This window comes from Rheinheimera texasensis (assembly GCF_964031785.1).
GTDB lineage: Bacteria > Pseudomonadota > Gammaproteobacteria > Enterobacterales > Alteromonadaceae > Pararheinheimera > Pararheinheimera texasensis_A.
The window spans coordinates 251,136-276,773 of sequence record NZ_CAXIRE010000024.1 but is presented as its reverse complement, the minus strand read 5'-3'; the positions used below and the strand labels follow the sequence as shown (position 1 = coordinate 276,773).

The 25,638-nt window shown below is 54.8% G+C and carries 17 protein-coding genes; 4 read left to right on the top strand and 13 right to left on the bottom strand.

Going from position 1 to position 25,638, the window contains the following annotated elements; all coding sequences use genetic code 11:
- Nucleotides 1-90: 90 nt before the first annotated feature.
- Nucleotides 91-1,308 carry a UDP-N-acetyl-D-mannosamine dehydrogenase gene (gene wecC, locus ABNT34_RS19875; protein WP_348734644.1) on the top strand — a complete coding sequence of 406 codons (1,218 nt, stop codon included), beginning with the start codon at nt 91-93 and terminating at the stop codon, nt 1,306-1,308.
- A gap of 77 nt (nt 1,309-1,385) precedes the next feature.
- On the opposite strand, the gene ABNT34_RS19870 is transcribed toward wecC, so the two are convergent.
- From ABNT34_RS19870 to ABNT34_RS19845, 6 genes are all read right to left on the bottom strand, one after another.
- Nucleotides 1,386-2,624 (bottom strand): hypothetical protein, encoded by a 1,239-nt coding sequence (locus tag ABNT34_RS19870; protein ID WP_348734643.1) that lies wholly within the window; start codon nt 2,622-2,624, stop codon nt 1,386-1,388.
- On the bottom strand, nt 2,611-3,936 hold the full coding sequence (locus tag ABNT34_RS19865) for an O-antigen ligase family protein (protein ID WP_348734642.1): 1,326 nt from the start codon (nt 3,934-3,936) through the stop codon (nt 2,611-2,613). The genes ABNT34_RS19870 and ABNT34_RS19865 overlap by 14 nt, the downstream gene beginning before the upstream one ends.
- A complete protein-coding gene (locus tag ABNT34_RS19860) occupies nt 3,933-4,730 on the bottom strand; it encodes a hypothetical protein (RefSeq protein ID WP_348734641.1) in 798 nt (265 codons plus the stop codon). Before ABNT34_RS19860 ends, ABNT34_RS19865 begins: the two co-directional genes overlap by 4 nt.
- Nucleotides 4,727-5,593 (bottom strand): glycosyltransferase, encoded by an 867-nt coding sequence (locus tag ABNT34_RS19855; protein WP_348734640.1) that lies wholly within the window; start codon nt 5,591-5,593, stop codon nt 4,727-4,729. The genes ABNT34_RS19860 and ABNT34_RS19855 overlap by 4 nt, the downstream gene beginning before the upstream one ends.
- A 107-nt stretch (nt 5,594-5,700) precedes the next feature.
- On the bottom strand, nt 5,701-6,423 hold the full coding sequence (locus tag ABNT34_RS19850) for a WecB/TagA/CpsF family glycosyltransferase (protein ID WP_348734639.1): 723 nt from the start codon (nt 6,421-6,423) through the stop codon (nt 5,701-5,703).
- A 5-nt stretch (nt 6,424-6,428) separates the two neighbouring features.
- A complete protein-coding gene (locus tag ABNT34_RS19845) occupies nt 6,429-7,577 on the bottom strand; it encodes a glycosyltransferase family 4 protein (RefSeq protein WP_348734638.1) in 1,149 nt (382 codons plus the stop codon).
- Nucleotides 7,578-7,713: 136 nt separating this feature from the next.
- On the opposite strand from ABNT34_RS19845, the gene wecA reads away from it, so the two are divergent.
- Complete coding sequence (gene wecA, locus ABNT34_RS19840) at nt 7,714-8,793, top strand: UDP-N-acetylglucosamine--undecaprenyl-phosphate N-acetylglucosaminephosphotransferase (RefSeq protein ID WP_348734637.1); 1,080 nt, start codon at nt 7,714-7,716, stop codon at nt 8,791-8,793.
- A complete protein-coding gene (locus ABNT34_RS19835; RefSeq protein ID WP_348734636.1) occupies nt 8,744-10,078 on the top strand; it encodes a flippase in 1,335 nt (444 codons plus the stop codon). The genes wecA and ABNT34_RS19835 overlap by 50 nt, the downstream gene beginning before the upstream one ends.
- A gap of 54 nt (nt 10,079-10,132) precedes the next feature.
- On the opposite strand, the gene ABNT34_RS19830 is transcribed toward ABNT34_RS19835, so the two are convergent.
- Both ABNT34_RS19830 and ABNT34_RS19825 read right to left on the bottom strand, forming a co-directional pair.
- The gene (locus ABNT34_RS19830; RefSeq protein WP_348734635.1) at nt 10,133-10,957 is read right to left on the bottom strand and encodes an undecaprenyl-diphosphate phosphatase; all 825 of its coding nucleotides are present in this window, start codon (nt 10,955-10,957) and stop codon (nt 10,133-10,135) included.
- Nucleotides 10,958-11,048: 91 nt separating this feature from the next.
- On the bottom strand, nt 11,049-12,293 hold the full coding sequence (locus ABNT34_RS19825; protein WP_348734634.1) for a Xaa-Pro peptidase family protein: 1,245 nt from the start codon (nt 12,291-12,293) through the stop codon (nt 11,049-11,051).
- 111 nt (nt 12,294-12,404) lie between these two features.
- Here ABNT34_RS19825 and ABNT34_RS19820 point away from each other — a divergent pair, with 111 nt between their 5' ends.
- Nucleotides 12,405-13,328: a LysR substrate-binding domain-containing protein gene (locus tag ABNT34_RS19820; RefSeq protein ID WP_348734633.1), complete on the top strand. Its 924-nt coding sequence runs from the start codon at nt 12,405-12,407 to the stop codon at nt 13,326-13,328.
- Nucleotides 13,329-13,345: 17 nt separating this feature from the next.
- On the opposite strand, the gene recD is transcribed toward ABNT34_RS19820, so the two are convergent.
- From recD to galE, 5 genes are read right to left on the bottom strand one after another with little or no spacing between them, the layout of a single operon-like run.
- Nucleotides 13,346-15,355 (bottom strand): exodeoxyribonuclease V subunit alpha, encoded by a 2,010-nt coding sequence (gene recD, locus ABNT34_RS19815; RefSeq protein WP_348734632.1) that lies wholly within the window; start codon nt 15,353-15,355, stop codon nt 13,346-13,348.
- The gene (recB, locus tag ABNT34_RS19810; protein WP_348734631.1) at nt 15,355-19,146 is read right to left on the bottom strand and encodes an exodeoxyribonuclease V subunit beta; all 3,792 of its coding nucleotides are present in this window, start codon (nt 19,144-19,146) and stop codon (nt 15,355-15,357) included. The genes recD and recB overlap by 1 nt, the downstream gene beginning before the upstream one ends.
- On the bottom strand, nt 19,146-22,691 hold the full coding sequence (gene recC, locus ABNT34_RS19805) for an exodeoxyribonuclease V subunit gamma (protein WP_348734630.1): 3,546 nt from the start codon (nt 22,689-22,691) through the stop codon (nt 19,146-19,148). The genes recB and recC overlap by 1 nt, the downstream gene beginning before the upstream one ends.
- 20 nt (nt 22,692-22,711) lie before the next feature.
- Nucleotides 22,712-24,595, bottom strand: a complete 1,884-nt coding sequence (locus ABNT34_RS19800) for a diguanylate cyclase (protein WP_348734629.1) — start codon at nt 24,593-24,595, stop codon at nt 22,712-22,714.
- A gap of 17 nt (nt 24,596-24,612) precedes the next feature.
- The gene (gene galE / locus ABNT34_RS19795) at nt 24,613-25,632 is read right to left on the bottom strand and encodes a UDP-glucose 4-epimerase GalE (protein WP_348734628.1); all 1,020 of its coding nucleotides are present in this window, start codon (nt 25,630-25,632) and stop codon (nt 24,613-24,615) included.
- Nucleotides 25,633-25,638: the final 6 nt, after the last annotated feature.

The following is a 25,638-nucleotide window of genomic DNA, read 5'->3' as shown; positions in this document are numbered from 1 at the left end:
AAAATGCAGGCAAAGGCTGGCGCTGCAGCGTGCGCCAGCGTTAAGCTGTGATACCATAAGCGAAAAATAGCAAACAATCGGAGTGACGCTATGTTAAAGACTGTTTCAGTCATCGGTTTGGGTTATATCGGTTTGCCAACAGCGGCCATGCTGGCCTCGCGCAAACTGCGGGTTATCGGTGTTGATGTCAATCAACACGCCGTCGACACTATCAATCAGGGCAAAATCCATATTATCGAACCGGATCTGGATTTATTGGTCAACGCAGCAGTCACCGGTGGTTATCTGTCAGCACAGACTAAACCTGCCGCCGCAGATGCATTTATGATCGCAGTCCCAACGCCATTTTTTGACGATTTATCACCAGATTTGTCTTACGTCGAAGCAGCGGCCAAATCCATTGCGCCAGTGCTGCAAAAAGGCAATCTGGTCGTGCTGGAATCTACCAGCCCGGTAGGCACCACTGAATTAATGTGCAAATGGATTAAAGAAGTCCGCCCTGATCTGACCTTACCAACAGATTCAAACAGCCCGGACATCCACGTCGCTTATTGCCCAGAACGGGTTTTACCAGGCAAAGTAGTCCAGGAACTGATCTCCAATGACCGTATCGTCGGTGGCCTGACGCCGGCTTGTTCTGAGATGGCCAAACAACTGTACCGCACTTTTGTCGCCGGTGAATTACTGGAAACTGATGCGCGTACGGCTGAAATGTCAAAACTGACGGAAAACTCATTCCGTGATGTGAATATCGCTTTTGCCAACGAACTGTCGCTGATCTGTGACAAGTTAAACATCAATGTGTGGGAACTGATCCGGATGGCCAACCGCCACCCGCGCGTCAACATCCTGACCCCTGGCGCCGGCGTCGGTGGTCACTGTATCGCTGTCGACCCCTGGTTTATCGTGCATTCAGCACCAGAGCAGGCGCGCATTATCCGCACCGCGCGTGAAGTGAACGACTTCAAGCCGGAATGGGTACTGCAAAAAGTCATGACCACGGTCGCTAACCACGCACTGAACAAACCATCAGTGGCTTGTTTTGGTCTGGCGTTTAAGCCGGATATTGACGACCTGCGGGAAAGCCCGGCGCTGCACATCGTCAACAAACTGGCCGGTGCTTACGAAGGCAAAGTCCTGGCGGTAGAGCCGAATGTGGAAAGTACCAGCAAGCTGAACAGCAAAGCCCAGTTGGTGTCGATTGAACAGGGTCTGGCGGCCGATATCATCGTGATCCTGGTCAAACACAAAGCTTTTGCCAATTGTGATTTCAGCGGTAAAACCGTCATCAACGTGGTCGGTCAATAACAACTGTTTCACTGACAAGCATGTAAAAGGCGGGTTTAACCCGCCTTTTTCTATTTAGTTCGCTGATGTTTTCTGCGTCATCGCTGGCGACAATAACGCACTGCCGGCAAACTCAACCCCATCAGCGAAAGCACGGCCAAAGCATTGGTGGAGAAGAAAATCCAGGCGACAACTTCAGCACTGAGCTGTTTGTTCGCCAGTAAATAAGCCGCAGACCCCAATAGCGCCACCACAGTCACACTGAGCGCCCGCCATTTATTTAAACCCAGCGCCGTGATCCAGACTTCGAAATAGGTTTTCAGCAAGGTCAGCCACAAGGTCAATACCACCAGAGTGCAAATCAATTGCGCCTGTGCACTCAGTGGCTCGGCTAACAGCCAGGGATACAGCCAGGGGCACGCCAGCAACAACACAAAATACGGCAGGCTCAATAGCGGAAAACTGTATAAAAATACCCGCTTAAACAAACGGATTTTATCATCCAGCAAGCGCTGGTGACTGAGTTTTGCCAGCAGCACCTGCGAAAACACCACCGGCAATAAAGTCACCGGCATAAACAATACAAAGGCTTTACGAAATTGACCAAGCGCCAGCAAGCTACTGAACAGCGCCAGAAATACAAAAGGAATATTGGTCAGGTAAATGGCAAACACATCGTGCCAGGCATAACTAAAGCGCTGTTTCAGCTGTTGCCATAAACCTGGTGTGTCTTGCTGTACATCACCCTGCCAGTGCCGGTACTCGGGCAGCAGAGCCCGTAACGCAGTGATGAGTGGAAACAGACTGATCAGCAAAATCAGCAACAACACCGGTGCGGTATCACTGAAAAACCCGGCAAAGATTGCAATAACCAGCAACAGTGTCAGCGCCACACTGATGAGCTGACTGCGCACTTCCAGTGCAAACTGCTGCGCACCTTTTAAGTAGCTGAAACAGGCCTGATTCAGCGCCCAGCTAAGGCCAATCAACAAACTGAGCAGATATAAAGTCCAGGACAGCGTCGCGTCAGTCCACCACAGCAACAAGCCACTTGCCAGCGTCAATACTGCAAACACCAACAGACTAATGCGCAAGCTTTGCAACAACTGACTGATGTGGCGCTGCTGCGCCGCATGATGAATGAGATAAAAATTGGCACCAAAGGCAATCGCCGGAAAAAACAGGTTGGCCAGCATATAAATAAAGCTGAACACACCAAATTCCTGTTCCAGTAAATGCCGGGCCAGCGCCAGATTCAGCAGCCAGCGTGAGCCGAAATTTAAGCCCTGCGCCACGCTGTTACTCATCAGCTTACGGACAAAATCACTGCGCAGCATGGTTGGCCTCCGACGGATCAGGAGCCGCAGTCGTTTGCCACAATAAAAAAGCACCGTTCAGCATGCCCCAAGGGATCCAGAGCATGCCAGAGGTCAGCACATGGCCGGCCATCGAGGCCACCACCAGCAGTAAAATATTCAGCATGAGCACACCGGCCGCGACCGATTGCGGCGCCAGGCGCCAGGCGTCAAGCGCCAAGCGGATCACGCCGGCAAACCACAGCGCATACCAGCTCAGCCCGGCCACACCAAACCAGATAAACAAATCGGCCGGGTCAATTTCAGCGAGCGGCTTGCTGCTGTACAAAGCCAGCCCTGCGTTGCCCACACCGAGCAACTGCTGCCAATCAGGAAAATAACGCACGACATAAAACCAGTTCTCAGCGACAAACAAGTCCCGGTTGGACAGTACAATGCCGATGGCGCCTTGCTGCGCCAGCACGAATTGTTGTTTTTCCGACAGCGGCAGATAAGGCAGGATCGCCGGCAATTGCCAGGCCAGCAGCAACAACAGCATTGCGCCTAAGCCCATCGCCAGCTGAATAAAACGACGATATGGCAGCCATTGCGCTCTCGCCTGTAATAACGGAATCAAAACGGCTAATAACAACACACCGGCATTGCCGGTTTTAGTCAGCAAAGTGCTGCTGCAAAACAAACTGAACCCCAGCACCAGCGCAAAGATGACTTTTTGCCGTGGCCAGTACCAGGCGAACAGATAGGCACTAAATACCAGTAATAACGCAGATAACTCGTTAGTGGCTTTAAAAAAGCCTTTAGATCCAAGCAGCTGATCGGGAAAGTAGTCGCTCGGCAAATAAGCGGACAGGCCAAACCCGAGCCGCCCAAGCACTAAATTGATGACAATGATGGCAAAACCAAGCCACATCAACTGATGCAGATTGTGCCGCGCCAACGCCGCATCGCGCTGGCACAAGCCGTAGCAATACCAGGCTGCGAGTAACGGTGCCACCAGCTTCAGTGCCATGCCGATATCATAAGACAATCCGGCACTGTGCCCCAGGCTGAAAAAACTCAGCACCGGTCCTGCCAGCAAGAACAGCAACAAGGCCGGTAATAACGCGATCCGCCGCCCCATCGTCAGGCCACAGCTCAACAACATTAACAGCATCAGCGCAGATTTATAGCCGGCAGATAACGACAGATTGAGCGCCCACTGCTGCTGCAAAAAACCTTGCAGCGCATCGACCAGCAGATAAGTTTTTACCAGCAACAGGATCAGCAAATCCAGCGTGCGGACCTGAGGTAGTAACAGGCTTTGCGGGGCGCCAAGGCCAGCGGTGTGATTCATCGGCGCAGGAATAACAGAGCTAGGGTCAGGGCCAATAAAGTCCCTAATAAAGCGGCCGCGACTGCACTTAGCAGCAACGAAGGTGATTTAGCGGCTTGTGTTTGTATGGCGGCGACCGGTTTTAATGCCGGATAATAGCCCTGACGCCATAAATTCTGCGCCGCCAGATTCTGATCCAGTTGCTGCGCCAGTAATGAACGCTCGCCCACTGTGGTCGCCTGATCCATCGCTTGCTGCAGTTGCTGTTGCTGCTGTTGTAAATTCTGCAGCCGGGTTTGCTGGTCCAGCGCTTCGGCCTGACGGATCAACTGTGTCAACACAGCTTCTGCCTGAGTCGCATCTGGCGCCTTTAAGCGGAAAAACAACAAATTGCCGCGACGTTTATGTTCCTGTGAAAAGGCAGGCTGCCAGATTTTGGTCAGCGCCACCGCTTCATCGGCACTGTGTGCGCAGAGCTTCGGCTGGCTTTTGCACCAAGCTGCATCCTGCCACAACTGCGACCAGACGGCGCTGCTGTCCATCAACAGACTAAAACGCGCCAGTTCATCCACTTCCAGCGCGCCGATAAACAGCTGCGTATTGGCCGCGATAGTACGGTAATCATTCGCCAGCAGGCTGACGCGGGTTTCGGATAACGAAAAATGGCCCTGACTGCTCCCCGCCAACCGGTGTTGCTTGGCATAAAAAGCACCGCCCAATGCACAGGCAGCAGCCACGACTAACAGCCACCATTTCAGCCGGCGCATCACCAGATACAGCTGGCCACTGAATTCAACTTCGGTTGCTAACATCATTTGGGTCCGAATAAGCCTTTGATCCCCTTCGACAACAGCTGCTTTCTGACTTTAATCAGCCACAGCATGCGGTGTTTCAGGTAATAACGCACTTTGGTTTCCATCAGGCCATAACGGCAGGAACTGAGCAATTCGCCAAGCGATAACGGCTCCTGCTGCATAGTGCGCCGGTAAAACGCCTGATTATGCAGATTGCGTTCGTTCATGAGGTGCCGGTGTTTGTCGACAAACTGGGTCTGCGCGTTCAGGCGTTTCGGCGATGTGGTGATACGACCGAGTTCATGGCCAACATGAACCACATAAGTCGGCTCCGCCAGCCGCAACGCCGGCCCATAAGCTGCGACCATCCGCAGCCACATATCATAGTCCTGAAAGGCCGCCAGCGTTTCATCAAAGCCACCTTGCGCCAGCATCCGGCTGGTCCGCACCAGTGCCTGATTCGATAGACAATGTGCATCCAGCACTTCGGGCAAACGGATAATTTTCTGTTCGGTGTATAAGGCTTTACGCACTGAGCCATAATCCCAGAAATAGCCGGTAACCACACAGGAATATTGGTCATCATATGCGGCCATCATGCTGGATAAACGGTTTGGCAGAAATTCGTCATCATCATCAATGCCGGTGACAAACTCACCGGCCGCCGCTTTGATCGCCATATTGCGGGCGGCACAAGCACCCTGACCTTTTTCCTGCCGGAACAAACGGATCTTCGGATGTTCGCCATACAAGTCATTCAACACCTGCCAGGTATTGTCCGGCGAGCAATCATCGACAATCAGCAGTTCAAAATTTGGATAATCCTGCGCCAGCACTGAGTTGACGGCGCGCTGCATCATCTCACTGCGGTTGTAGGTTGGCATATATACGCTTATCAGCGGCGCTGGGTGTCCAGCAGATTCAGGCATTGCAGCTGTCAAAATATCGCTCTCAGTCAATGGGTTGGCAGGAGGCTTTCATCAATTTGATTCTATAACTTGCCGGTCAGATAAAGCCACAGATATTCCACCAGACTCCATTGCCGTTTGATCCGGCTTGGCTGGCTCAACAGGCGATACGCCCATTCCAGATTGAGCCGGCACCAAAGCTCAGGCGCCCGTTTTACATTGCCGGTAAACACATCATAAGTGCCGCCCACGCCCATAAAATAAGCGTCAGGAATGACTTTTTTCGCCCGTTCGATCAACAGTTCCTGCTTCGGCGACCCCATAGCGATGGTAATAATACGGGCGCCACTTTGCTGGATTTGGTTCAACAGCGCCGCTTCATCTTTGAAGTATCCATCCTGCGCACCAACCACATTGACACCAGCCGCCAGCAGTTTGTCGCGGGTTTGTTGCAGCACTTCTGGTTTGGCACCGACCAGAAATACCGGCACTTTTTTACTGGCCGCCCGGTACATAATGGCTTCCCAGGTTTCACAGCCAGGCACACGCTCAACCCGACGACCTAATTTTTTTCGCATCACTTTGACCACACCCATGCCATCGGCATAGCGTATCTCAGCCTGATTCAGCATGGTTTTCAGCGCGGCATCTTCGCGCGCTTTCATGACCTTTTCCGGATTGATAGCAATGGCAGAACCGGCAAACACAGTGCCATCATCATGTACGATAAATTCCACCAGCTGTTGCATGCTGGCAAATGCCATCACATCCAGACCACCGACATTGACTACTTCAGGTTGTTGCATCTTTGTCACTCCGGGCTTGCGGCAGGGGCTGTGCTCAGCCGCTGATATATTGCAGTTAATCGGTCTGCGATCTTGTCCAGCAGATAAGGCTCAGCACTGGTCTGACAAGATTGCTGCAGTTGCTGGTAATCTGCTGCCGGCAAACTTAACAGCAACTGAATTTTTTCGGCCAGCTGACGCACCAGCGCCGGCTCTGTGTCGGCACTGACCAGATAGCCGTTTGTGCCATCCCGCACCTGCATCGCCGAACCATCGGTTGTTGTCGCCACCACCGGAGTGCCACAGGCCATCGCTTCAGTCATCACCAGACCAAAAGACTCGTTACGCGATAGACTGACGAAAACCCGGCTGCGCTGATAATAGTCTTTTAATTGCTCTGCACCCTTTGCCGCGACTAACTGCAGCTGGGGATATTGGCTGGCTGCAGCCTGCAGTTGTTGATGCCAGGGGCCATGACCAATCACCACGACCCTTTTACCGTCCAATGCCGGTAATAAGGCAATCAGCCGGTCCATGCCTTTATTCAAATCCAGCGTGCCGACGTACAGCACATCGATATCTTTGTTTGTCGAAGCCAAGGCCGGCACAGCACCAAACACCGGATGGATGCCGGCCGGCAGCACTTCAGACCGCAGGTCCTGCCGGAAAAAACGCTGACGGAGTTGTTCACTGACAAAAATCCACTGGTCAACTTGCGCGGCTGCAGCTTTATACCAACGGGATTCCGGCTGATAGGCGTAAATATCAGTGCCATGGCAGGTGACCACAATCTTCACCTGCGGATTGCGCAACCAACGATAGGTTAATGCCAGCCAGATGGTTGGATAGAAAAAATGCACATGAATGATGTCAAATTTTTGCCGGCTAAAGACAAAACGCCAGACAAACTGCCCCCAGAACACCGGATAACGCAGTAAACGCCAGGGCATTCTGTCATTCTGCCACTCCATTTGGAAATAAGCCGGGTTTAATGCCGCAAGTGCCGCGACCTGATTGCGGACAAACACCCCCTGAAACGGCGCTGCGGGTTTGGGCCCCATATTGGTCAGGATTAACAAGCGTTGCAGCATCAATGGTACCTGCAGTTCAGAAAGTCGGCTGATCATACTGGCAAACTGGCGGTGGTCACAACCAAAATGCCAGCGTGCTGTCACGCATATACCCCAAGTGCTGAAATAAAGCGCAGTTAAGCTGCTGATTTCACATGAGGCCGATAGTCAGCATCGGGTTGTTCACCTATAATCGCCCGATAACAAAACAAGAACAACAATGTAATAGCGGGATCTGCTTATGCGCGAACATATGGTGTTATTTATCACCACATTTGTGTTAACTCTGCTGGCCATTTTTATCCTGATCCCGGTCGCCAACCGGATTGGTCTGGTCGACAAACCTCATGGCCGTAAACAACATGTCGGGGCTATTCCGCTGATTGGCGGTATTTCGGTCTTTACCGGCGTGGCGCTGACCTTAAGTTATTTTGGTCTGCCCGGCGACACCCATTGGTATTATCTGCTGTGTGGCGGCACTATCGTCATTCTGGGTGTTTTTGACGATTTCCTCGATTTAAGCGTGAAACTGCGGCTGATTGCGCAGGTGATCATCGCGCTGGTGATGATGTATGGCCTTCAGCTGTATGTCGCCGATTTGGGCGATTTGTTTGGTCTTGGCGCCGTCAGCCTCGGTTATATCGGTATCCCCTTTACCGTAATTGCGGTCATTGCCGCCATCAACGCTTTTAACATGATTGATGGTATCGATGGTCTGGCCGGCATGCTGAGCGGTGTCAGTTTTGTCTCGTTGACGTTGATGATGGGCATTGGCGGCCAACTCGAACATGCAGTGTTGCCGATGGTGTTGGTATTTGCCCTCATCCCCTACCTGATGTTTAACCTCGACTTAGTCGGTAAAGGCAAAGGCAAAATCTTTATGGGTGATGCCGGTAGTATGCTGATTGGCCTGTCGGTGATTTGGCTGCTGATCATCGGCAGTCAAAGTGACAGCGCCAGCTTCAGGCCGGTCACGGCGTTGTGGGTGATTGCGGTGCCGCTGATGGATATGGTGGCGATAATGATCCGCCGCATCCGCAAAGGTCAGTCGCCTTTTATGGCTGACCGCGAACATTTACATCATATCTTTTTACGGCTGGGTCTCAACTCACGTCAGGCACTGGTGGTCATTACCACCCTGGCCGCGATGCTGGCCACTATCGGCGTCGTTGGTGAATACCTGATGGTGCCCGACCTCGTGATGTTGTTGTTATTCCTGCTGATTTTTGCGTTGTATTCGCTGTCATTGCAATACATCTGGCGGATCACCCGTGCCATTAAACGTTATAAAGCCAGACAACGTGCTAAACAAAATCCGTAAATTACTGGCGGCGCGTTCTGTCATTTTATTGATTGAGCGCTTTTTCCGTTTAGGCGCCGGCGCGTTGGTGACTTTTATGGTCGCCCGCATGTTAGGCGCCGAAGCGCTTGGGACCTATGGCCTGGTCATGGTCTGGACCGCTTTTCTTGCCCCGCTGACCAACCTTGGCATGAACAATCTGGTGCAGAAAATGGCCAGCAGCCAAAGTGATCCGGCCAAAGCCATGCAGTTTCTGCAGACCGCCGTCTGGCTGCGTATCATCGCGGGCGGCGTGTTTGGCTTGCTGATGATCGCCGGTTTTATGCTGTTTTATCCGCATTATTTCGCTGCAGGTCCTTGGCAAATCGCCATGCTGTTTATGTTGCAGAGCTTTTTTGCACTGATTTTGTTTGAATATCAACAAAACTACCTCGGTCATTTCCGCGCCGTGGCGCTGACCAAGATCGCCGTGTCGGCGTTGACTTTAATGGTGCGGATTTGGGGATTGCTGCAGGGCTACGGCATTAGTTTTTTATTGCTGATTGTCGGCATCGAGTTTCTGCTCACCGGCGCCGTACAATATTATTGGTATCGCCGTTATGCGCCAGATGATGCCCGCTGGCACTGGCAATTTTTTGACTGGCCTGCCGGCAAAGCCTTGCTGAAACGGTCATCCTGGCTTTGGGTCTCCGGCATTGTTTCAGTGATTTATCTGAAAATCGACACTGTGATGATCGAGAGTATGCTTGGCGTGGCGGCAACCGGCCAGTATACCGCAGTGGCGCGCATCTCAGAACTTTGGTATGTGATCCCGGTCACTTTAGCCGCCCGTTATTACCCGGATTTACTGAAAGCTTTTGAACAAAGCTGGCCACAATACCTGTTGATCCTGCGCCGGCGTGGCTTGCAGTTTTTTGGCCTGGCACTGGTGATTTCGATTCTGATGACAATCAGCGCTTATTGGATCATGTTGTTTGCTTATGGCGAGAAATTTACCGGCTCGACCACAGTGCTGCAAATTCATGTCTGGGCCGGCTGTTTTGTCTTTGTGCGCGCGCTGATCAGTCAGCATCTGATTATCACCGGCAACGAACCACTGAGCCTGCTCAGTCATGGTGTTGGCGCTTTACTGAACGTGGGGCTGAACTTCCTGCTTATTCCGCGAATGGGTATTGAAGGCGCGGCCTGGGCCACGCTGATATCTTATGCTTACGCCTCGTTTTTCTTTATCTTCTTCTCGAAAAAGACCCGGGCGCATTTCTTTGAAATGCTGAAGCTGAAAAGAGAAAGCCTGTCTTCAGGATAAAAAAAGCCGCCCCTCATCGCGACGGATTGGGGCGGCTTTTTTATCTGGTCGGGATTAAGCAGGCAATTCCCAGCTGACCCAGCCCTGTTGCCAAGACAATAAAATCAGCCCACCAAAGGCAATGCGGTACCAGGCGAAAATCTCATAGCTGTGATTCGCGACAAAACGCACTAAAGTTCGTACCGCCAGCAGCGCACTGATAAAGGCAGTGACAAAACCGACGGCAAACATCGGCGCGTCGTCCAGCTGCAGCAGTTCGCGGTGTTTGTAGATATCGTAGAAGGTGGCGGCAAACATCGTTGGCACCGCAAGGAAAAACGAAAATTCTGCGGCGACTTTGCGGTCCAGACCAATAAACAGCCCGCCGATAATAGTGGCGCCAGAACGCGAAGTGCCCGGGATCATCGACACTACCTGGGCACAACCGACTTTAAACGCATCCAGCAGACTCATATCGTCAACATCATGCACCCGCACCTGATGGGTACGGCGCTCAGCCCACAGGATAATCAGGCCACCGACAATCAGCATGATGGCAACCGACACCGGGTTAAACAGATAATATTTAATGGTTTTGATAAACATCAAACCGATGATAGCGGCCGGTAAAAACGCCACCAGCAGATTTAACACAAAACGCTGTGCTTTAGGTTCACTGACAATGCCGGTGGCGACGCCGATAAAACGCTGCCGGTATTCAAACACAATCGCCAGAATAGCGCCGAGCTGAATGGCGATTTCAAACACCCTGCCATCATTATGAAAACCGATTAAATCGCCGACGACAATTAAATGGCCGGTACTGGAGACCGGCAAAAATTCGGTCAGACCTTCGACAATGCCCAGAATAAAGGCCTGAATTAACAACCACCAATCCATGTTGACTCCAATCAATACTGAAATTGGTGGTTATTATCCGGACTTTTCCCTGTCCGTCCAACTACTTTCCGGCCTTTCTGCACAGCAGCGGTTAAGCCTGCTGCCAGCCAAACGGATCTGTGATGGAAAACGCCGGCTCAGTGAACCAGCGCGGCCCGGTTTGCGTCATGTAAAAATGATCCTCTAGCCGCACCCCAAATTCGCCCGGGATACAAATCATCGGCTCATTGGAGAAACACATGCCCTCGGCCAGCGGCAGTACATTGCCGCGCACCAGATAAGGCCATTCGTGGATATCCAAGCCAATACCATGGCCAGTGCGATGTGGCAGACCCGGCAGCCGGTAATCTGGCCCAAGGCCTGCTGCAGTTAACACAGCGCGCGCTGCATCATCGACCGCACCACAAGGCACTCCGGGCTGAGCGGCGGCAAAAGCGGCCGCCTGCGCCTGTTTTTCCAGGTTCCAGATGGCCTGCTGACGCTCGGTCGGCTCACCAAACACATAACTGCGGGTAATGTCGGAAACATAATGATGCAGCCGGCAGCCGGTATCGATCAGCACCATATCGCCGCGCTGCAGATATTGCGGGTCTTTGACACCATGTGGGTACGCTGTGGCTTCCCCAAACAGCACAATACAAAAATACGAACCGCTGGCACCAACGCGGCGATGCGCTTCGTCGATAAAAGCCTCAACTTCCAGCGTGCTGATGCCGGGTTTTAAGATTTGCGCCACCGCCTGATGTACCGTCAGCGTCATGTCCATGGCCCGTTGCATAATGGCGATCTCAGCCGCGGATTTCTGCCGCCGGCAGGCCGCTGTTACAGCAGCCGCATTGATAAACTGCGTTGTTGGTGCGAGTTGCTGCAGCGCATCCACAATAAAAAAAGCACAGCTTTCATCAAGCCCCACCCGCGCATCCGCAGCAACGCCCAAATTGCCTAAAGTCGCGAGCAATAATTGATAAGGGTTTTCGTCTTCTTCCCAGCCGATAACTTCGGCTTTGATTTGCTGGTACTCCGACAAAGTGCCAATTTCAAACACCGGCGCTATGTATTTCAGTACGCCGTCTGCGGTCAGAATGGCGCCGACCAGCCGCTCACTGGCATACCAGGCGGTGCCGGTAAAATACAGCAGGCTGCTGCCGGCATTTAAATACAAGGCCGCGATATTCTGCTCGCGCATCAGCGCACAGGCACGCTGCATTCTGGCCTGATATTCCGGTAACGCTATTGGGCTTACGCCTTCGCGCATATCGGTCAGACTGGCTAAAACCTGCGCTGGGTCGGCGCCGCCAATCTGGCGGGCGGCCTTTGGTATCGATAGTTGCGACATGAGTAAAAACTCCTGTGGTAGATTCAACGTGACTGCTTCGTTATTCGCAGTATGCCAAGCGCACAGCATGAATTTAAATGATATGATTTCACCACACTATGAATTTGACTCATGCTTATGCAAATATTACCACCCCTGAAAGCACTGCAGGCCTTTGAAGCCACCGCCCGTTTGCATAGCTTCAGCGCTGCAGCGCAGGAGCTGTTTGTCAGCCAGAGCGCTATCTCGCATCAGGTCCGCCTGCTGGAACAACAACTCGGCTGCGTGTTGATAAACCGCAAACAGCAGCCGTTGGCACTGACTGAACAAGGCGCCACGTTATTTTCAGTGTTGCAGGAGAGTTTTTTCCGCATGCGTTCAGTCTGTCAGCATTTAGTGCAGCAACCGGGCCGGCGTCTGGCGATTGCGGCGCAGACCTCAATCGCGGTGGAATTTCTGGCACCGCGGCTAAATGCCTTTCGCAGCGCTTTTCCACATATCGAAACGCTTTTACACATGGAATCCAATGCCGCCAGTCTGGACGCCGGCCAGTTTGATTTGATTCTCGGCACCTGGCCCTGCCCGTCTGGCTTTGCCACTGTCGCGCTACGGCCGGAATGGTGGTTCCCGGTCTGTAGTCCGGCGCAGTATCAGCAGCTTGATTTACAGGACCCGGCTTCGGTGTTTCAGGCCGTGCTGTACAGCTCAGAACAAGGCCAGGACTGGCAACTGTGGCGTCAGCAGATGCAGCTCAGTGCACCCGCAATGCTGCAACAACGGCAGGTGAGTCTGGCGTTACTGGCGACCAAAGCGGTCAGCAGTGGTGAAGGTATTGCACTTAGCAACAGCTGGATCGCTGGCGACGCGGTGCGCGCCGGGACGTTAAAAGCACTGCTGCAGTGGCGTTACCAGCTGCCCTGGGGCCAATATCAGCTGCACTACCGGCCCGGCGGCCAGCAGCAGCAACAGATTAATCAGTTTATTCAGTGGTTTTGTGCCCAGATGCAGCACAGTGATTTACTGGCGGCCGATGGCAGCACCGCAGGCCAGGACTAAGGCTTATTCCTGTAGCGCTATTCCAGCCGCAAGCCACCGTGACGCACAATACACCGGTTTATCGCGCCGCCGAGCACCTGCCAGTCGCTCAGATATAAACTGAACCGGCTTTTCGCCCGGGTGATAGCGGTATAAATCAGTTCACGTGTCAGCACCGGGCTGTCTGTCGGTGGTAACAGCAAAATCGCGTGCTGAAATTCCGAGCCTTGTGATTTATGCACCGTCAGGGCAAAAGCACTCTCCAGCGGCGGTAAGCGGCCCGGTAAAAACCAACGGACTTTATAACCCTGTTGCTCATCAGGCTGCAAAAACGCCACGCGCAGTTCAGTCTGGCCATTCTGCCCGACCAGTCCCGTATCAGCAGCGCCTTGTACCGCGAGACAAATGCCAATATCGCCATTCATCAGGCCTGTGCTGTAGTCATTTTGCAGCACTATCACCGGCCGGCCATGATACCAGCCCCCCTGACGGTGGATCAGATGCTGCTGCGCCAGATATTGTTCCAGCGCCTGATTCATCGTCTCCACGCCGGCCGGCCCCTGCCGCACGGCGCACAGCAGTTGCACTTGGGTCAGTTGTTGATGCAACCGCAGCGCCTGCTGGTCGGCCTCTGCAGCACTGACCGGGATTTGCAATAAATCTAAATATGGGTTCAGCCATGGCCTGATGCTGGCACAGACCGCGGTACTTGATTGCTGTGTGCTCAGCAGCTGGACCGCGACATCATGTTGTAGCTCTGCGTTGCCGGCCAGCTGCTGCAACCACGGCAGTGTCTGAGGGTCGCTATCATTGACGGCCCGGGCCAGCCGTCCAATGCCACTATCGGCACCAAAACGATGGCTGTGCCGCAGCATCATCACCTGCTGATCCAATGGATCGGGCTGCGCCGAGATAAAAGCCGCCGGCAAGGCCTGACCGGTCAGTGCCATCAGCCACTCTGCGCTATCTGCACTGTAACCGCCAGCTTGCGCATGACGGCAAATCTCCGCCAGCACAGCACCGGCTTCAACCGATGCCAGCTGGTCTTTGTCGCCCAGCAGGATCAACCGGCATTGCGGCGGCAAAGCGCGCACCAAAGCGGCAAATAAACTGACGTCAAGCATTGAGGCTTCATCGACAATCACCACATCGGCCGGCAGCGGCTGACCGGCGTGATAACGAAAGCCGCTGCCGTCCGGTTTTGGCGCCAACAGCCGGTGGACGGTCTGCGCACGTTGCGGTAACTGCGGCAAAAGGTTCGCCAGTTGCGGCAACGTGGCCGCAAGCTTTGGCCTGGACTGTGCCAGTGACTCCGTTAAGCGAGCAGCAGCTTTGCCGGTAGGTGCCGCCAGCACAATATGTAAGCCCTGGCTGGCTTGTTGTAACAACAACAGCAATAACTTCAGCACTGTAGTGGTTTTACCGGTGCCGGGACCGCCGGTGATCACAGCAAAATAGCTGCTGGCCGCCAGCGCACAGGCTTGTTGCTGCCAGTCGATGTCATCATTTGCAGCCGGGAACAGCATCGCTAACATCTGGCGCACACGGCCGGGGTCCAGTTGCTGGCGCAAAGTCTTATCCGCCTCGCGCCGGCTGGCGATAAAATCGGCGATGACGGCTTCATCGTCGGCATAACGACGCAAATAAAGGCGCTGACCTTTGAGCACAAAGGGCTGCTTGCCTGCAGAAGCGTCGGTGGCGGCCGAAGAATTCACAGCAACCAGCGCCGGATACTGCGCCAGCGCCGCTGCAACCTGAGTTGGCGGATACTCAGCACAAAAATCCAGCAGCAATTGACGCTGACGGCGATCACGCAGCGCCAACGGCAATAGTTGCAATGGCTTAGTCGCTGCGTGTTGTAAGTCCAGACACAAGTGGCCCTGCGCCAGCTGGCTGCTTGCCAGCATCAGATACAGTAACAGCGGCTCAGGTAAAGTCGCGGCCTGCGGTAAAGCCCGCAGCAGCGCAACATCCAGCGGCCTTAATAACTGCGCCTGTTGCCATAGGCTCAGCTGCAATTCAAATTCAGCAGAAAAACGCAGTAACATCAGCCAATTCCCTCTGCGGCGCTTGCGCCGGTATCAAGATCTGCGCCTTTTAGTAACAGGCGGGCCGGCTTGGTATCGCCAAGAAACAACGCATCCAAAGCGAGGATAAATTCAGCAGCAAAGGGCACTGCCAGCACCCCTTGGCCCTGTGTTTGCGACACAGCGCTGCCGCGTAAAAACCAATACAATGCCGGACCAATGTGCTGCGCGGGTTGATAGCCGACAAGCCGGGCCGACAATAAACGGTGCAGTGCCAGGCCGTATAAAGCGGCTTGTAAATCGTAACGCGCTTCGAGCATCATCTGTTGCAGCTCTTTGGCATAATAGCGGCCATCTTCGCGATAGTTACTCTTAAAATCAGCGACATAATAACGCTCACCGTCAAACAGCGTCAGGTCAATAAAACCTTTTAACATGCCGTTCAGCAGCCGCGGCTGCAATTCAGGCCTCGCCACTCCGGGCCAGAACTGCTGCTGCACTAACGCGTCCAGCAAGCGGATATCGACCCGCGTCGCTGGCAGCAGAAACTCCAGTTCGGCAATACAAGCCGGCACTGTCGCCAGCGAAGCGTTTTCAGCGACCGGCAAAGGTTGTTGCAACAGCGTCATTAACCAGCTTGCGAGCTCCGCCACAGCCAAAGCCGCATCGGCAAATAACACCGGCTGCTCTTTGTCACTTTGCAGCATGAGCCGCTGCCAGCGACCATCATGCTGGCGTCGGATCAATCCCTCCTGCGCTGCCGCAGCTACGAGTTGATCCAGCAACAAAACCGGCTCGGCGACAACAGTGGCAAAGCCCTGCGCCGCCGCCCATTCCAGCTGCGCGTGTAAAAAAGTGCCGGGGCCGGCGCCGCGGACAAATTGTTGGGCAAAGCCGGTTTGATCTGCGCCCAGGCTGAGATCAGACGCAGCTGCAACGCCCGCCATCAGTTCAGCAATTTTGCCGCCACTGGCGCTGTCGTCCGGGCTGCTGGTTTGAGAGTAGCCGGCTTGGGAATAGTTGACTTGCTGGTTATGTGCCTGCTGATTCGCACCGGGCGCTGCCAGCGCGCTGTAACTGCTGATGACCCAGGCAGGCCTTGGCGCTATGCCCTGCAACTCAAAGCCATCCGCAGCTGCGTTTTGCGCTGAAGAAGCGATATATCGCGGCGGCGCTTCAGTCTGTAAAGCAGCAAGCCCAAAAGCCGGCGCAGCAGTCAGTGGCTCTGGCAGCCACTGTGTTTGTGGCGCCAGCACGCCGTCAGCGCACAGCAGGTAACCGAGCGCACTGCGCTCTTTCAGCGGCGCCAATGTGACTACGCAGCCATGGCGTGCCCGCGTCAGCGCCACATAGAGTTTGCGCAGATCTTCACCAAGCCGTTCCTGCTCCGCCCGGGCAAAACTCTGCTCGTCAAAGCGGGTGGCGAGCTCACGCCTGCCATCGGGCTGGTGCCAGCTGTAAGGCAGTTTTTTTGTGTCCAGCTCACGGGCAGCAAGCAAAAATGGCAAAAAAACCAGCGGATATTCGAGGCCTTTGGATTTATGAATAGTGACAATTTTCAGTAAAGCTGCATCGGATTCCAGCCGCAGTTTCAGTGCATCGGCGCCTAACTCACCTTCACCCTGCAGATGATGCTGCAGATAACGCAGCAATGCCGCTTCACCATCAAGCTGACGGGCTGCTTGCTGCAGCAATTCAGCCAAGTGAAATAAATCGGTGAGCTGGCGCTCCGCATCCGGCCGGCGTGCCAGTTGCTGCACCAATGCAAAATCCTGCAACAGCCGGTGCACCAGCGCCAGCACGCCCTGACTGCGCCAGACTTGTTGATAGCCGATAAAGCGCAGCTGCATTTGTTCCAGCGCCCAGTCATCCTGTTGCAGCGCCAGCAATTGCACATAAGTCCAGCCCATCGCCGGGGTCGCGAGCGCAGCTCTGAGTTTGCCGACATGGCGGGGTTCAGCGCAGGCACTGAGCCATAACCACAATTCGCCGGCAAGTACGCTGTCAAACACCGAGCCTTTGTCCGACAGATACACGGCGCGCACCTCAAGCGCCGCCAGTTCAGCGCGGATGACATCGGCTTCCTGCTGATTATTCACCAGCACAGCGATATCAGCCGGCTGCAGTGGGATCAGGACGCCATCCGGCGCTAAAAAACCACAGCGTTGCTCGCGGGCCGCCTGCAACAAACTGACAATCTGCCAGGCGCAGTAGCGGGCACTTTGACTCAGGTACGCCGCTTTGCTGAGCGGTTTTTCGCTGCTGTCGAGCGAAAGCCATTGCAGCGCGGGTAACGGCTTAGCATCCAGCACCAGCTGCTCAGACCGGCCTTTGGCATTGACCGGCAAAAACGGCAGTAACTCAGGCTGGTCACGAAACAAAAACGCGCCTTTACCGCTATCGCGCTGCTCGGCCTGCAGGAACAGCTGATTCACCGCCTCGACCATAGCTGCTGTGGAGCGAAAGTTTGTGCCAAGCGAAAAATGCCGGCCTTGTGTTTGCCGTTTGGCGGCGAGATAAGTGTAAATATCAGCGCCGCGAAAACCATAAATCGCCTGTTTCGGGTCGCCAATCAGCAATAAACCACAATCATCACGCAGCACTTCTGGTTGATAAATCCGGCTGAAAATACGCCATTGCAGTGGATCTGTGTCCTGAAATTCATCAATCAGCGCCAGCGGGAATTGCTGGCGGATAATAGCCGCCAGTGCCTCACCATTGTCGCCTTGCAAGGCGTTGTCGAGCTGGCTGAGTAAATCATCAAAACCAAGCTCAGCACGTTGCTGTTTTAATAACTCAAACTGCGCCCGCACCTGCGCCAACGCATGCAGACGCAGCGTGAAGCTGACATCGGGCAAATCAGTTAACGCCTGGGGCAAGCGCGCCATTGCAGCAAACGCCGGATGCTGCGGCGGTGCGCCTTTCCAGGCCTCAGCCATACCGTCCGGCGTCAATCGCTCCAGACCTTTGCCAATTTCAGGCCAGACCAAAGCCGGGTCGTCGCACCAATCCGTCAGGCCCTGCAGCCATTTCGCCACATAATCGGCCCTGAGTTTGGTGTTGTTGGTAAGACCGGCCGCCCGGCCCTGCTCTATCAGCGCTCCAATTTGCGGGATCCAGTCGCGCCACGGCGCTTTTAACGCGGTGAGTTGCTCACGGCGCTGAGTAATTTCCTGCTCCAGCAGCATGGCTAAAGGTAAAGACGGCGTAGCCAGCGCTTCCTGCCACAGCGGCAATAAGGCCTGCCAAAGCTGCTCGGGGCTGGCAAAACTTTGCTGATAACGCACAAATAACGGCAGCGGCAACGGATAAATTTCAGAGCGCCAGTAATCCATCACCACTTGTTGCTGCAAGCTGCTCTGGTCGGTCACCAGCTCGTGTTCAAACTGACTGCCACAGGCAAAAGCGTGTTCGCTGAGCATGCGCTTAGCCCAGCCGTGAATAGTCGCGACAGCGGCTTCATCCATCCACTGCGCCGCTAAGTCGAGCTGCCGGGCGCATTCTGCGTGTTGCTCCGGCGCAAAAGCCGCCAGCAAAGCTTGAAGCGCCGCGTCCTCTGCCGGCAGTTCACCGGCAAACACCAGTGCAGCATCGCTTAACCGTTGCTGGATCCGGCCTTTAAGCTCTGCCGTCGCAGCTTCAGTAAAAGTCACCACCAGAATTTCGTCCGGCCGCAGCGGCGCCGTCAGGCCATGCCCCAGCACCAGACGCAGATACAAAGCGGCAATGGTATAAGTTTTGCCGGTGCCGGCACTGGCTTCAATCAATGAAGTGCCCTGCAGCGGCAGTTGCATAAAATTCAGTGGCTGCATCAGATAGCTCCTGCGTTAGACGGCGCAGTTCCCAGAGCCTGCAGCAGCGGTTGTAACAAATCCTCCGCCAGCGCCGGCGATAATTCGCGGTGCCAGAACAGGGAGAAATCAGCAAAAGCGCGACGCAGATAAGGATTGTGCTGCACCAGACCGGCGCTAAAGCCGCTGCCATCGTACATCTGCTGCAGTTTTTGCAGCTGTTTATCATCCATTTTGCTTTGCAGCCAGGCTCCTGCCAGTTTCAGCACAAAAGGCAACGGCTGTTGCATGCCTTGCAGATAACAGCCAAGCAGGCGCTGCAGCAGCGCTGCGGCGTCTTGCGCGTTCAGTGGTGGCAGCACTAAGTCGCCATCCGGTGCCACTATATGCTGACGCACCGGCTGGCCGGCGGCAGATGACAACAGCGCCATCAGCCAGGGCAATAGTAAAGGCCCAAGACGCCATTCACCGTCGCGTTGTAAGGCTTCGCTGTGCAGATGCAATTGCCACAGGCTGCCATCTGATGCCTGGCGCAGTTGTTTGAGCCAGTCCTGCACCGTACATTCAATAGCAGCGGCGGCAACAACTGCTTTTTCAACAACTGCGCCTTCCGCCGGCTCATCCGTGTGATGTGCTGGCACGGTCAGGGCACAACGATAACGCAACAGCTGGAAATCACGCGCCAGTGCCGAGGTTGTTGCCAGTTGCCGGCTAAAGCGCTGCAATTGTTCCGGTAGTTGCTGTACCAATGCGTCGCTGATCAACACCCCAGCCGCGCCGACCGGTAATAACCCGGCGGCATCGGCCTGTTGCAGTTGCTGGCGGATAAGGCCAGTCCAGTCGTGATCGGCGGGAAGCTGTTGTTCACGCAGCTGCTGCGCCAGATTGCTGAACACTTGCTGCTGCAGCTGCCAGTGCGCCAAAGCATCCAGCACAAAAGCTTCATCGTCACTTTGCGCTTCAGCCGCAGCACGGAACGTCACTTTCAGCCGCTGCTGAAAGAAACAACGCACCGGATCGCGCAAAAAGTCATGCAGCTGGGTCAGGTCCAGCGGTTGCTCCGGCACTTGCAGTGGCAAAGGGCCGCTGTCCTGTAGCTCAGGCGCCGGCTGATAAAAACTGCGCCACTCGCGTTGCCAGCTACGTAATTCACCGCGTCGGTAGCGCTCGCTGTAGGGTTTTAACGGAAAATCTTCGGTCAGAGCCACCAGCAAATCACTGCCATCTTCAAGCCGCCAGCCGCGGGCCAGATGGGCGCGCAGCTGCGCGACTAACACACTGGGTTCGCGTTCGCTGTTGTCATGAATGCTGCGGCCGAGCCAACTGATCCGCAGCCGCTCACGGGCCGACAACAAAGCTTCGAGCAACAGGTAACGGTCATCATCACGCCGCGAGCGGTCGCCGGGCCTGTGCTGCAGCGCCATCAGGTCAAAATCCTGCCGCCGCTGCACCCGTGGGAAAGCGCCATCCTGCATGCCGAGTAAATGCACCTGGCGAAACGGAATAGCCCGCATCGGTAACAACGAAGCAAAATTGACTGCGCCAGATAAAAAGCGCTGCTGCAGACTGTTTTTTTCAAATTGACCAAGCCAGGCACTGGCAACCACCTGCAGTGCCAGTGGCGTGTCGAGCCGGCCGTTTTGGCAGGCTTGCAGCCAGCTGGCAAGTTCTTCCGTCAGCTGAGGGCGCAGCAGCAGGCCCTGTTCGGTGTCGGCAGCAAAAAAATCTTCCAGCAGCTGTAATAAAGTCTGATACCACTGCTCAGGCGTTTTGGCGTCAGCACTTAACTGCCACCAGTCATCCAGCTGTTGCAATAACAACGCCAGCTGACCGGCAAATTCCGCCTCCAGCCCCTGCACAGCACCAAGCGGCGCCGCCGCATCGCTACCAAAGTCCAAAAGCGGCACAGCGTCGCCACAGGCATAGCCCAGCAACATACGCTTTAATGCATGCATCAGGCTAAACTGCTGATAATCAAAACGAATCCCAAGACTTTGCCGCTGTTCACTGTGCAGGCCCCAATGCGCACCGGCCTGCGTCAACCAGCTGCTGAGCCGCTCCACTGATTGCGCATCCAGCGCAAATTTGGCGGCAAGCTCAGGCACCTGCAATAAGTCGATAATGTCGCTGACATAAAAGCGCTGCTGACGGATATTCAGCAGATAATGCAGCGCCTGCAGCAGCGGCTGCTGCACAGTGGCGGCCTGATCAGCGATGGTAAACGGCAAATAGCGGTCATCGTCGCGCCGGTAACGGCCAAACACCGCATGAATCGCGGCGGCATATTCGTTGATGTCCGGCACCATCACCATAAAATCACTGAAGTTCAGTGTCGGATCGGCCTGCAGCTGCGCCAGCAGGTCATCATGCAACACTTCAAGTTCACGCACGACACTGTGACAGCGGGCAAAACATAACGAGCGGGCAGCCGTTAGATCCAGCGCCGGCCAGAATGGTCGGCTATCCGGCAGGTCGCGCAGCTGCAGAATGTCCTGCTGCAATTGTCCGAGTAAAAACGAAGTATCGTAGTCGCTGAATAGATCAATGCGCTCACCGCGAAACAGCTGACGGAACTGCTCGGTCTGGTCAAACTGGTCAAGCAGGCGGATATAGTCGCGGCCCTGTTTACCCCAGGCCGCCAGCAACGGATGACCGGCCGCGCCGGATTTGACCTGCTGACGCGACCGTCCGCCCTGCGACTGTGGGTACAAATCTTTGTCGGCGATAATGTCCGCCCAGTAATGCTGACAGGGATTGTGCACTGCCAGCAAAATCTGCGTATAAGGTGCTATCGCGGCCAAGGCTTCGAGGCTTTGCTGCGACATGCTGCTGATACCAAATAACATCACACGACGTGGCAGCTGCGCCGGTCGCTTCATGAGGCTATAGCCCGCAGCCCGCTGCAAAAAAGTTTGATGCAGGGACGCCCGGCTGAACTGCCGCTCTTCGGGTTGCAGGTCGGCCAGAATGGCGCGCCACAACGCACTCTGCCATTGGTATTCTTCAGGTAGTGGCCGCTGCTGGCCCTGTGCGTCAGTCAGCACATCCAGCTGCTGTTGCCATAACAACAGCCAGTCGGCGCGGTACACCTGATACTGGTCAAATAAATCCGCCAGCTTCAGCGCCAGCTGGTCGGTTTTACGTTGCTGCTCATCATCCGCCAAATAGGCGGCCAGCGTGGCAAACTGCGGTTGTTGCACCAACTCTGGCAATAAGCGCAGCAGGCGCCAGTGCAGCTGGTCTTTGTCAAAAGCACAGTGTTGTGGAATATGCAGATCGGGTAACAGCCAGCGGTACAGCTGCCAGACAAAACGGTGTGGCATCGTCAGCGACAAACCGGCGGCAATGCCTAAGCCGCCACTGCCGTCGGGCTTGGGTTCAGCCGCCAGCGCCAGTTTCAGCCACTGCGCGATGCCGTTGCTTTGTACCAGAATGGTTTCAGATTCAAAAACATCCAGCGGATACGCCGCCATCCAGGCGGTGCACAAAGCGCGCAACTGCTCCGGCAAATTGGCATGGACCACCATAAAGCCCGGGGTCAACGGCGTGGGATTCGATATTAACAACACAACATCCTTGCTTGGTGTCAGCAGCTGACCACCTGGTTACGTCCGCGATTTTTCGCCTGATACAAAGCACTGTCGGCGCGGGTGATGACTTCACGCACCTGCTCATGCCGGCCAGCCTGAGTCAGGCCGATGCTGATACTGATGCGAAGTTCTGGATAAGCGCTAAAACGCAGCGATGCCACCGCCTGGCGCAGCTGTTCGGCGATAGCAGTCGCCTGCTGCTCTGTGGTATCCGGCAGCACCAGCAAGAATTCTTCGCCGCCACTGCGGCCAATCCGGTCCGGCGCCCGTAACACCGATTGCATGGCCTGCGCCACGCCGCGCAGCACTTCGTCACCGGCATCGTGGCCATATAAATCGTTGCATTGTTTAAAGTGGTCAATGTCTGCAATCAGCAAACTCCAGGCCTGCTGGCTGTGGCTAGCCTGCTCCAGCACCCGGTTGCACTGCGCCAGAATGGCCCTGCGGTTGCCAACCTGGGTCAGTTCGTCGGTCATCGCCAGTTTGTGCAGACGTCTGTTGCGCTGAATTTGCGAAATGGCATAAAACAGCGCGATGAGCGCCAGCACCACAAACAAACCAATAGCGGTATATTGCCAGCGCTGTGCGGCTTCCAGCACGGCCAGCTGCTGGCCGGTTAAACGATTCTCGGCCTGTAGCTGCGAGTTTTTCTGCGACTGCAGTTCGCTGTCAAACTGGAACTTTAATAATGCCTCGCGCTGCAGTTTGGCCTGCGAATTTAGCTGCTCCTGCAGCGCCACCGCCTCGGCTTGCAATTGATAGGCACGCTCAAATTGACCGGCTTTGGCTTCAGCCCGCGACCAGGCCTGGCGTAACATCAACATGTAACGCGGATTTTTTTCCTGCGCCAGCAAAGTGTCAGCAGCGGCAAATTTCACTGCAGCCTGTGCCGACTGGCCCGTTTCTGCCAGCGCTTCCGCCTGATACAGCTGATATAAAGTATTGTTGTAGGGCAGAAAATCCGGATCTTTGGCCTGAATACGCCGGATCTGTTGTTCTATCGCCGCGATCAGTTCCAGCGATTGGGTAAATTTTTGTTCCAGGTTACTGACCCACAGCAGCTCAATCGCCACCGCCACCGCATAACGCTGGTCGTCGATATCCTGATAGATTTTTTGTACTTGCTGCAGCACGGCCCGGGCCTGCGGCGTTTTGCCCATTTCGGCGAAAATAAAGGCTTTTTGCAATAACACAAAGGCCTGCCGGTAGCTGTCATTTGGCGCTATATATTCGCGTTCACTGGTTTCGAGGTATTCCAGCGCTTTGTCGTATTCCGCCATGCGGCGAAAGGCCGCCGCAATATTTTCCAGCGACAAACCAACACCCAGACGGTTGCCGGATTTCTGATATAACTCAAAGGCTTTAAATAAACGAATTAAGGCTTCGGCATGTTCGCCGCGGGTAGAATGAAAATCCGCCTGAGCAGACAACACATTGGCTTGTGCCAGCGCGTCTTCACTGCTGTTGGCCAATGCCAGCGCCTGAGATAAATCAGCTTCCTGACGCGCGGTATCGCTGGTAACTGCCAGAAATGAAGCCCGGCATAAATAAAAATAACTCAGTGTCAGGTGATCAGCGGCGTAGGCTGGATCAGCGATAAAACGTTCAGCGTAAGCAATACCGGCTTTGGGATCTTCAGCAAACTCAATGGCACAGGCTTCACGTTGATAACGGCGCAGACGCGGCTCATCGTTCGGCGGCAACTGTTGCTTTAACTGGCTGAGGAAAGCGTTGGCGGCTTTGGCGTCATAAAACACCTGTTCGCCGTGCTCGAGCTGGCGCACCAGCTCGTCAAATGCAGCGGTATCCGCCGCTACAGCAGCTCCGCCGCAACCAAGCCACAACACAGCACCAAGCAGTGCTTGCGCAATTTGCCGCATCAAACCTCCGTGCCAGCTCAGCGCTGGTGATAACCATCCGGATTTTGTTGTTGCCAGCGCCAGGCGTCCCGCACCATATCCGCCAGCGAATGTTCGGCACGCCAGTCCAGTAAGCGGGCAGCCTTAGCCGGTTCGGCGTAGCAGACAGCCACGTCACCAGGACGGCGGTCGACCAGCTGATAAGGCACTGCCACGTTGTTTTCACGGGCAAAAGCCTCGACCATCTGTAACACACTATAGCCCTGACCAGTGCCTAAATTTACCGCTTCGATGCCTTTGTGCTGTTGCAGGTACTTTAACGCCTGCAAATGGCCACGCGCCAAATCCATCACATGGATGTAATCCCGCACGCCGGTACCATCCACCGTTGGATAATCACTGCCAAACACTGACAACTGCGCACGTTTGCCAACAGCAACCTGAGAAATAAACGGCATCAGATTGTTCGGAATACCATTTGGATCTTCACCAATCAACCCGCTTGGGTGCGCCCCGACCGGGTTAAAATAACGCAATAAAGTGATACGCCACTCTGCATCCGCTGCGGCCAGGTCCTGCAGAATATATTCAATCATCAGCTTGCTCTGGCCATACGGATTGGTGGCAGAGCGTGCCGAGCTTTCAGTGATCGGCACTTCGGCCGCCGCGCCGTAGACGGTCGCCGACGAACTGAACACCAGCTGCTTCACGCCGGCATCAGCCATCACGCGGCATAAAGTCACAGTGCCGGCCACATTATAGTCATAGTATTTCAGCGGTAATTGGGTGGATTCACCGACCGCTTTTAACCCGGCAAAATGCACCACAGCTGTGATCGGATATTCGGCAAATACCCGGCGTAACGCGGCTTCATCGCGGATATCAGCTTCAATCAGCGGTACGGCTTTGCCGGTGATTTGGGCGACGCGGCGCAATGATTCAGCCGACGAGTTACACAAATTATCCAGCGCGATGACATCAAAACCAGCCTGTTGCAGCACTATTGCGGTATGGCTACCGATATAACCGGCGCCCCCCGTTAATAAAATCAAAGACATATCACA

Coding starts and splice junctions, on each gene's coding strand:
- wecC (WP_348734644.1), top strand. CDS start 91: ATGTTAAAGACTGTTTCAGTCATCGGTTTGGGTTATATCGGTTTGCCA.
- ABNT34_RS19870 (WP_348734643.1), bottom strand. CDS start 2,624: ATGCTGCGCAGTGATTTTGTCCGTAAGCTGATGAGTAACAGCGTGGCG.
- ABNT34_RS19865 (WP_348734642.1), bottom strand. CDS start 3,936: ATGAATCACACCGCTGGCCTTGGCGCCCCGCAAAGCCTGTTACTACCT.
- ABNT34_RS19860 (WP_348734641.1), bottom strand. CDS start 4,730: ATGATGTTAGCAACCGAAGTTGAATTCAGTGGCCAGCTGTATCTGGTG.
- ABNT34_RS19855 (WP_348734640.1), bottom strand. CDS start 5,593: ATGCCAACCTACAACCGCAGTGAGATGATGCAGCGCGCCGTCAACTCA.
- ABNT34_RS19850 (WP_348734639.1), bottom strand. CDS start 6,423: ATGCAACAACCTGAAGTAGTCAATGTCGGTGGTCTGGATGTGATGGCA.
- wecA (WP_348734637.1), top strand. CDS start 7,714: ATGCGCGAACATATGGTGTTATTTATCACCACATTTGTGTTAACTCTG.
- ABNT34_RS19830 (WP_348734635.1), bottom strand. CDS start 10,957: ATGGATTGGTGGTTGTTAATTCAGGCCTTTATTCTGGGCATTGTCGAA.
- ABNT34_RS19825 (WP_348734634.1), bottom strand. CDS start 12,293: ATGTCGCAACTATCGATACCAAAGGCCGCCCGCCAGATTGGCGGCGCC.
- ABNT34_RS19820 (WP_348734633.1), top strand. CDS start 12,405: ATGCTTATGCAAATATTACCACCCCTGAAAGCACTGCAGGCCTTTGAA.
- recD (WP_348734632.1), bottom strand. CDS start 15,355: ATGTTACTGCGTTTTTCTGCTGAATTTGAATTGCAGCTGAGCCTATGG.
- recB (WP_348734631.1), bottom strand. CDS start 19,146: ATGCAGCCACTGAATTTTATGCAACTGCCGCTGCAGGGCACTTCATTG.
- ABNT34_RS19800 (WP_348734629.1), bottom strand. CDS start 24,595: ATGCGGCAAATTGCGCAAGCACTGCTTGGTGCTGTGTTGTGGCTTGGT.
- galE (WP_348734628.1), bottom strand. CDS start 25,632: ATGTCTTTGATTTTATTAACGGGGGGCGCCGGTTATATCGGTAGCCAT.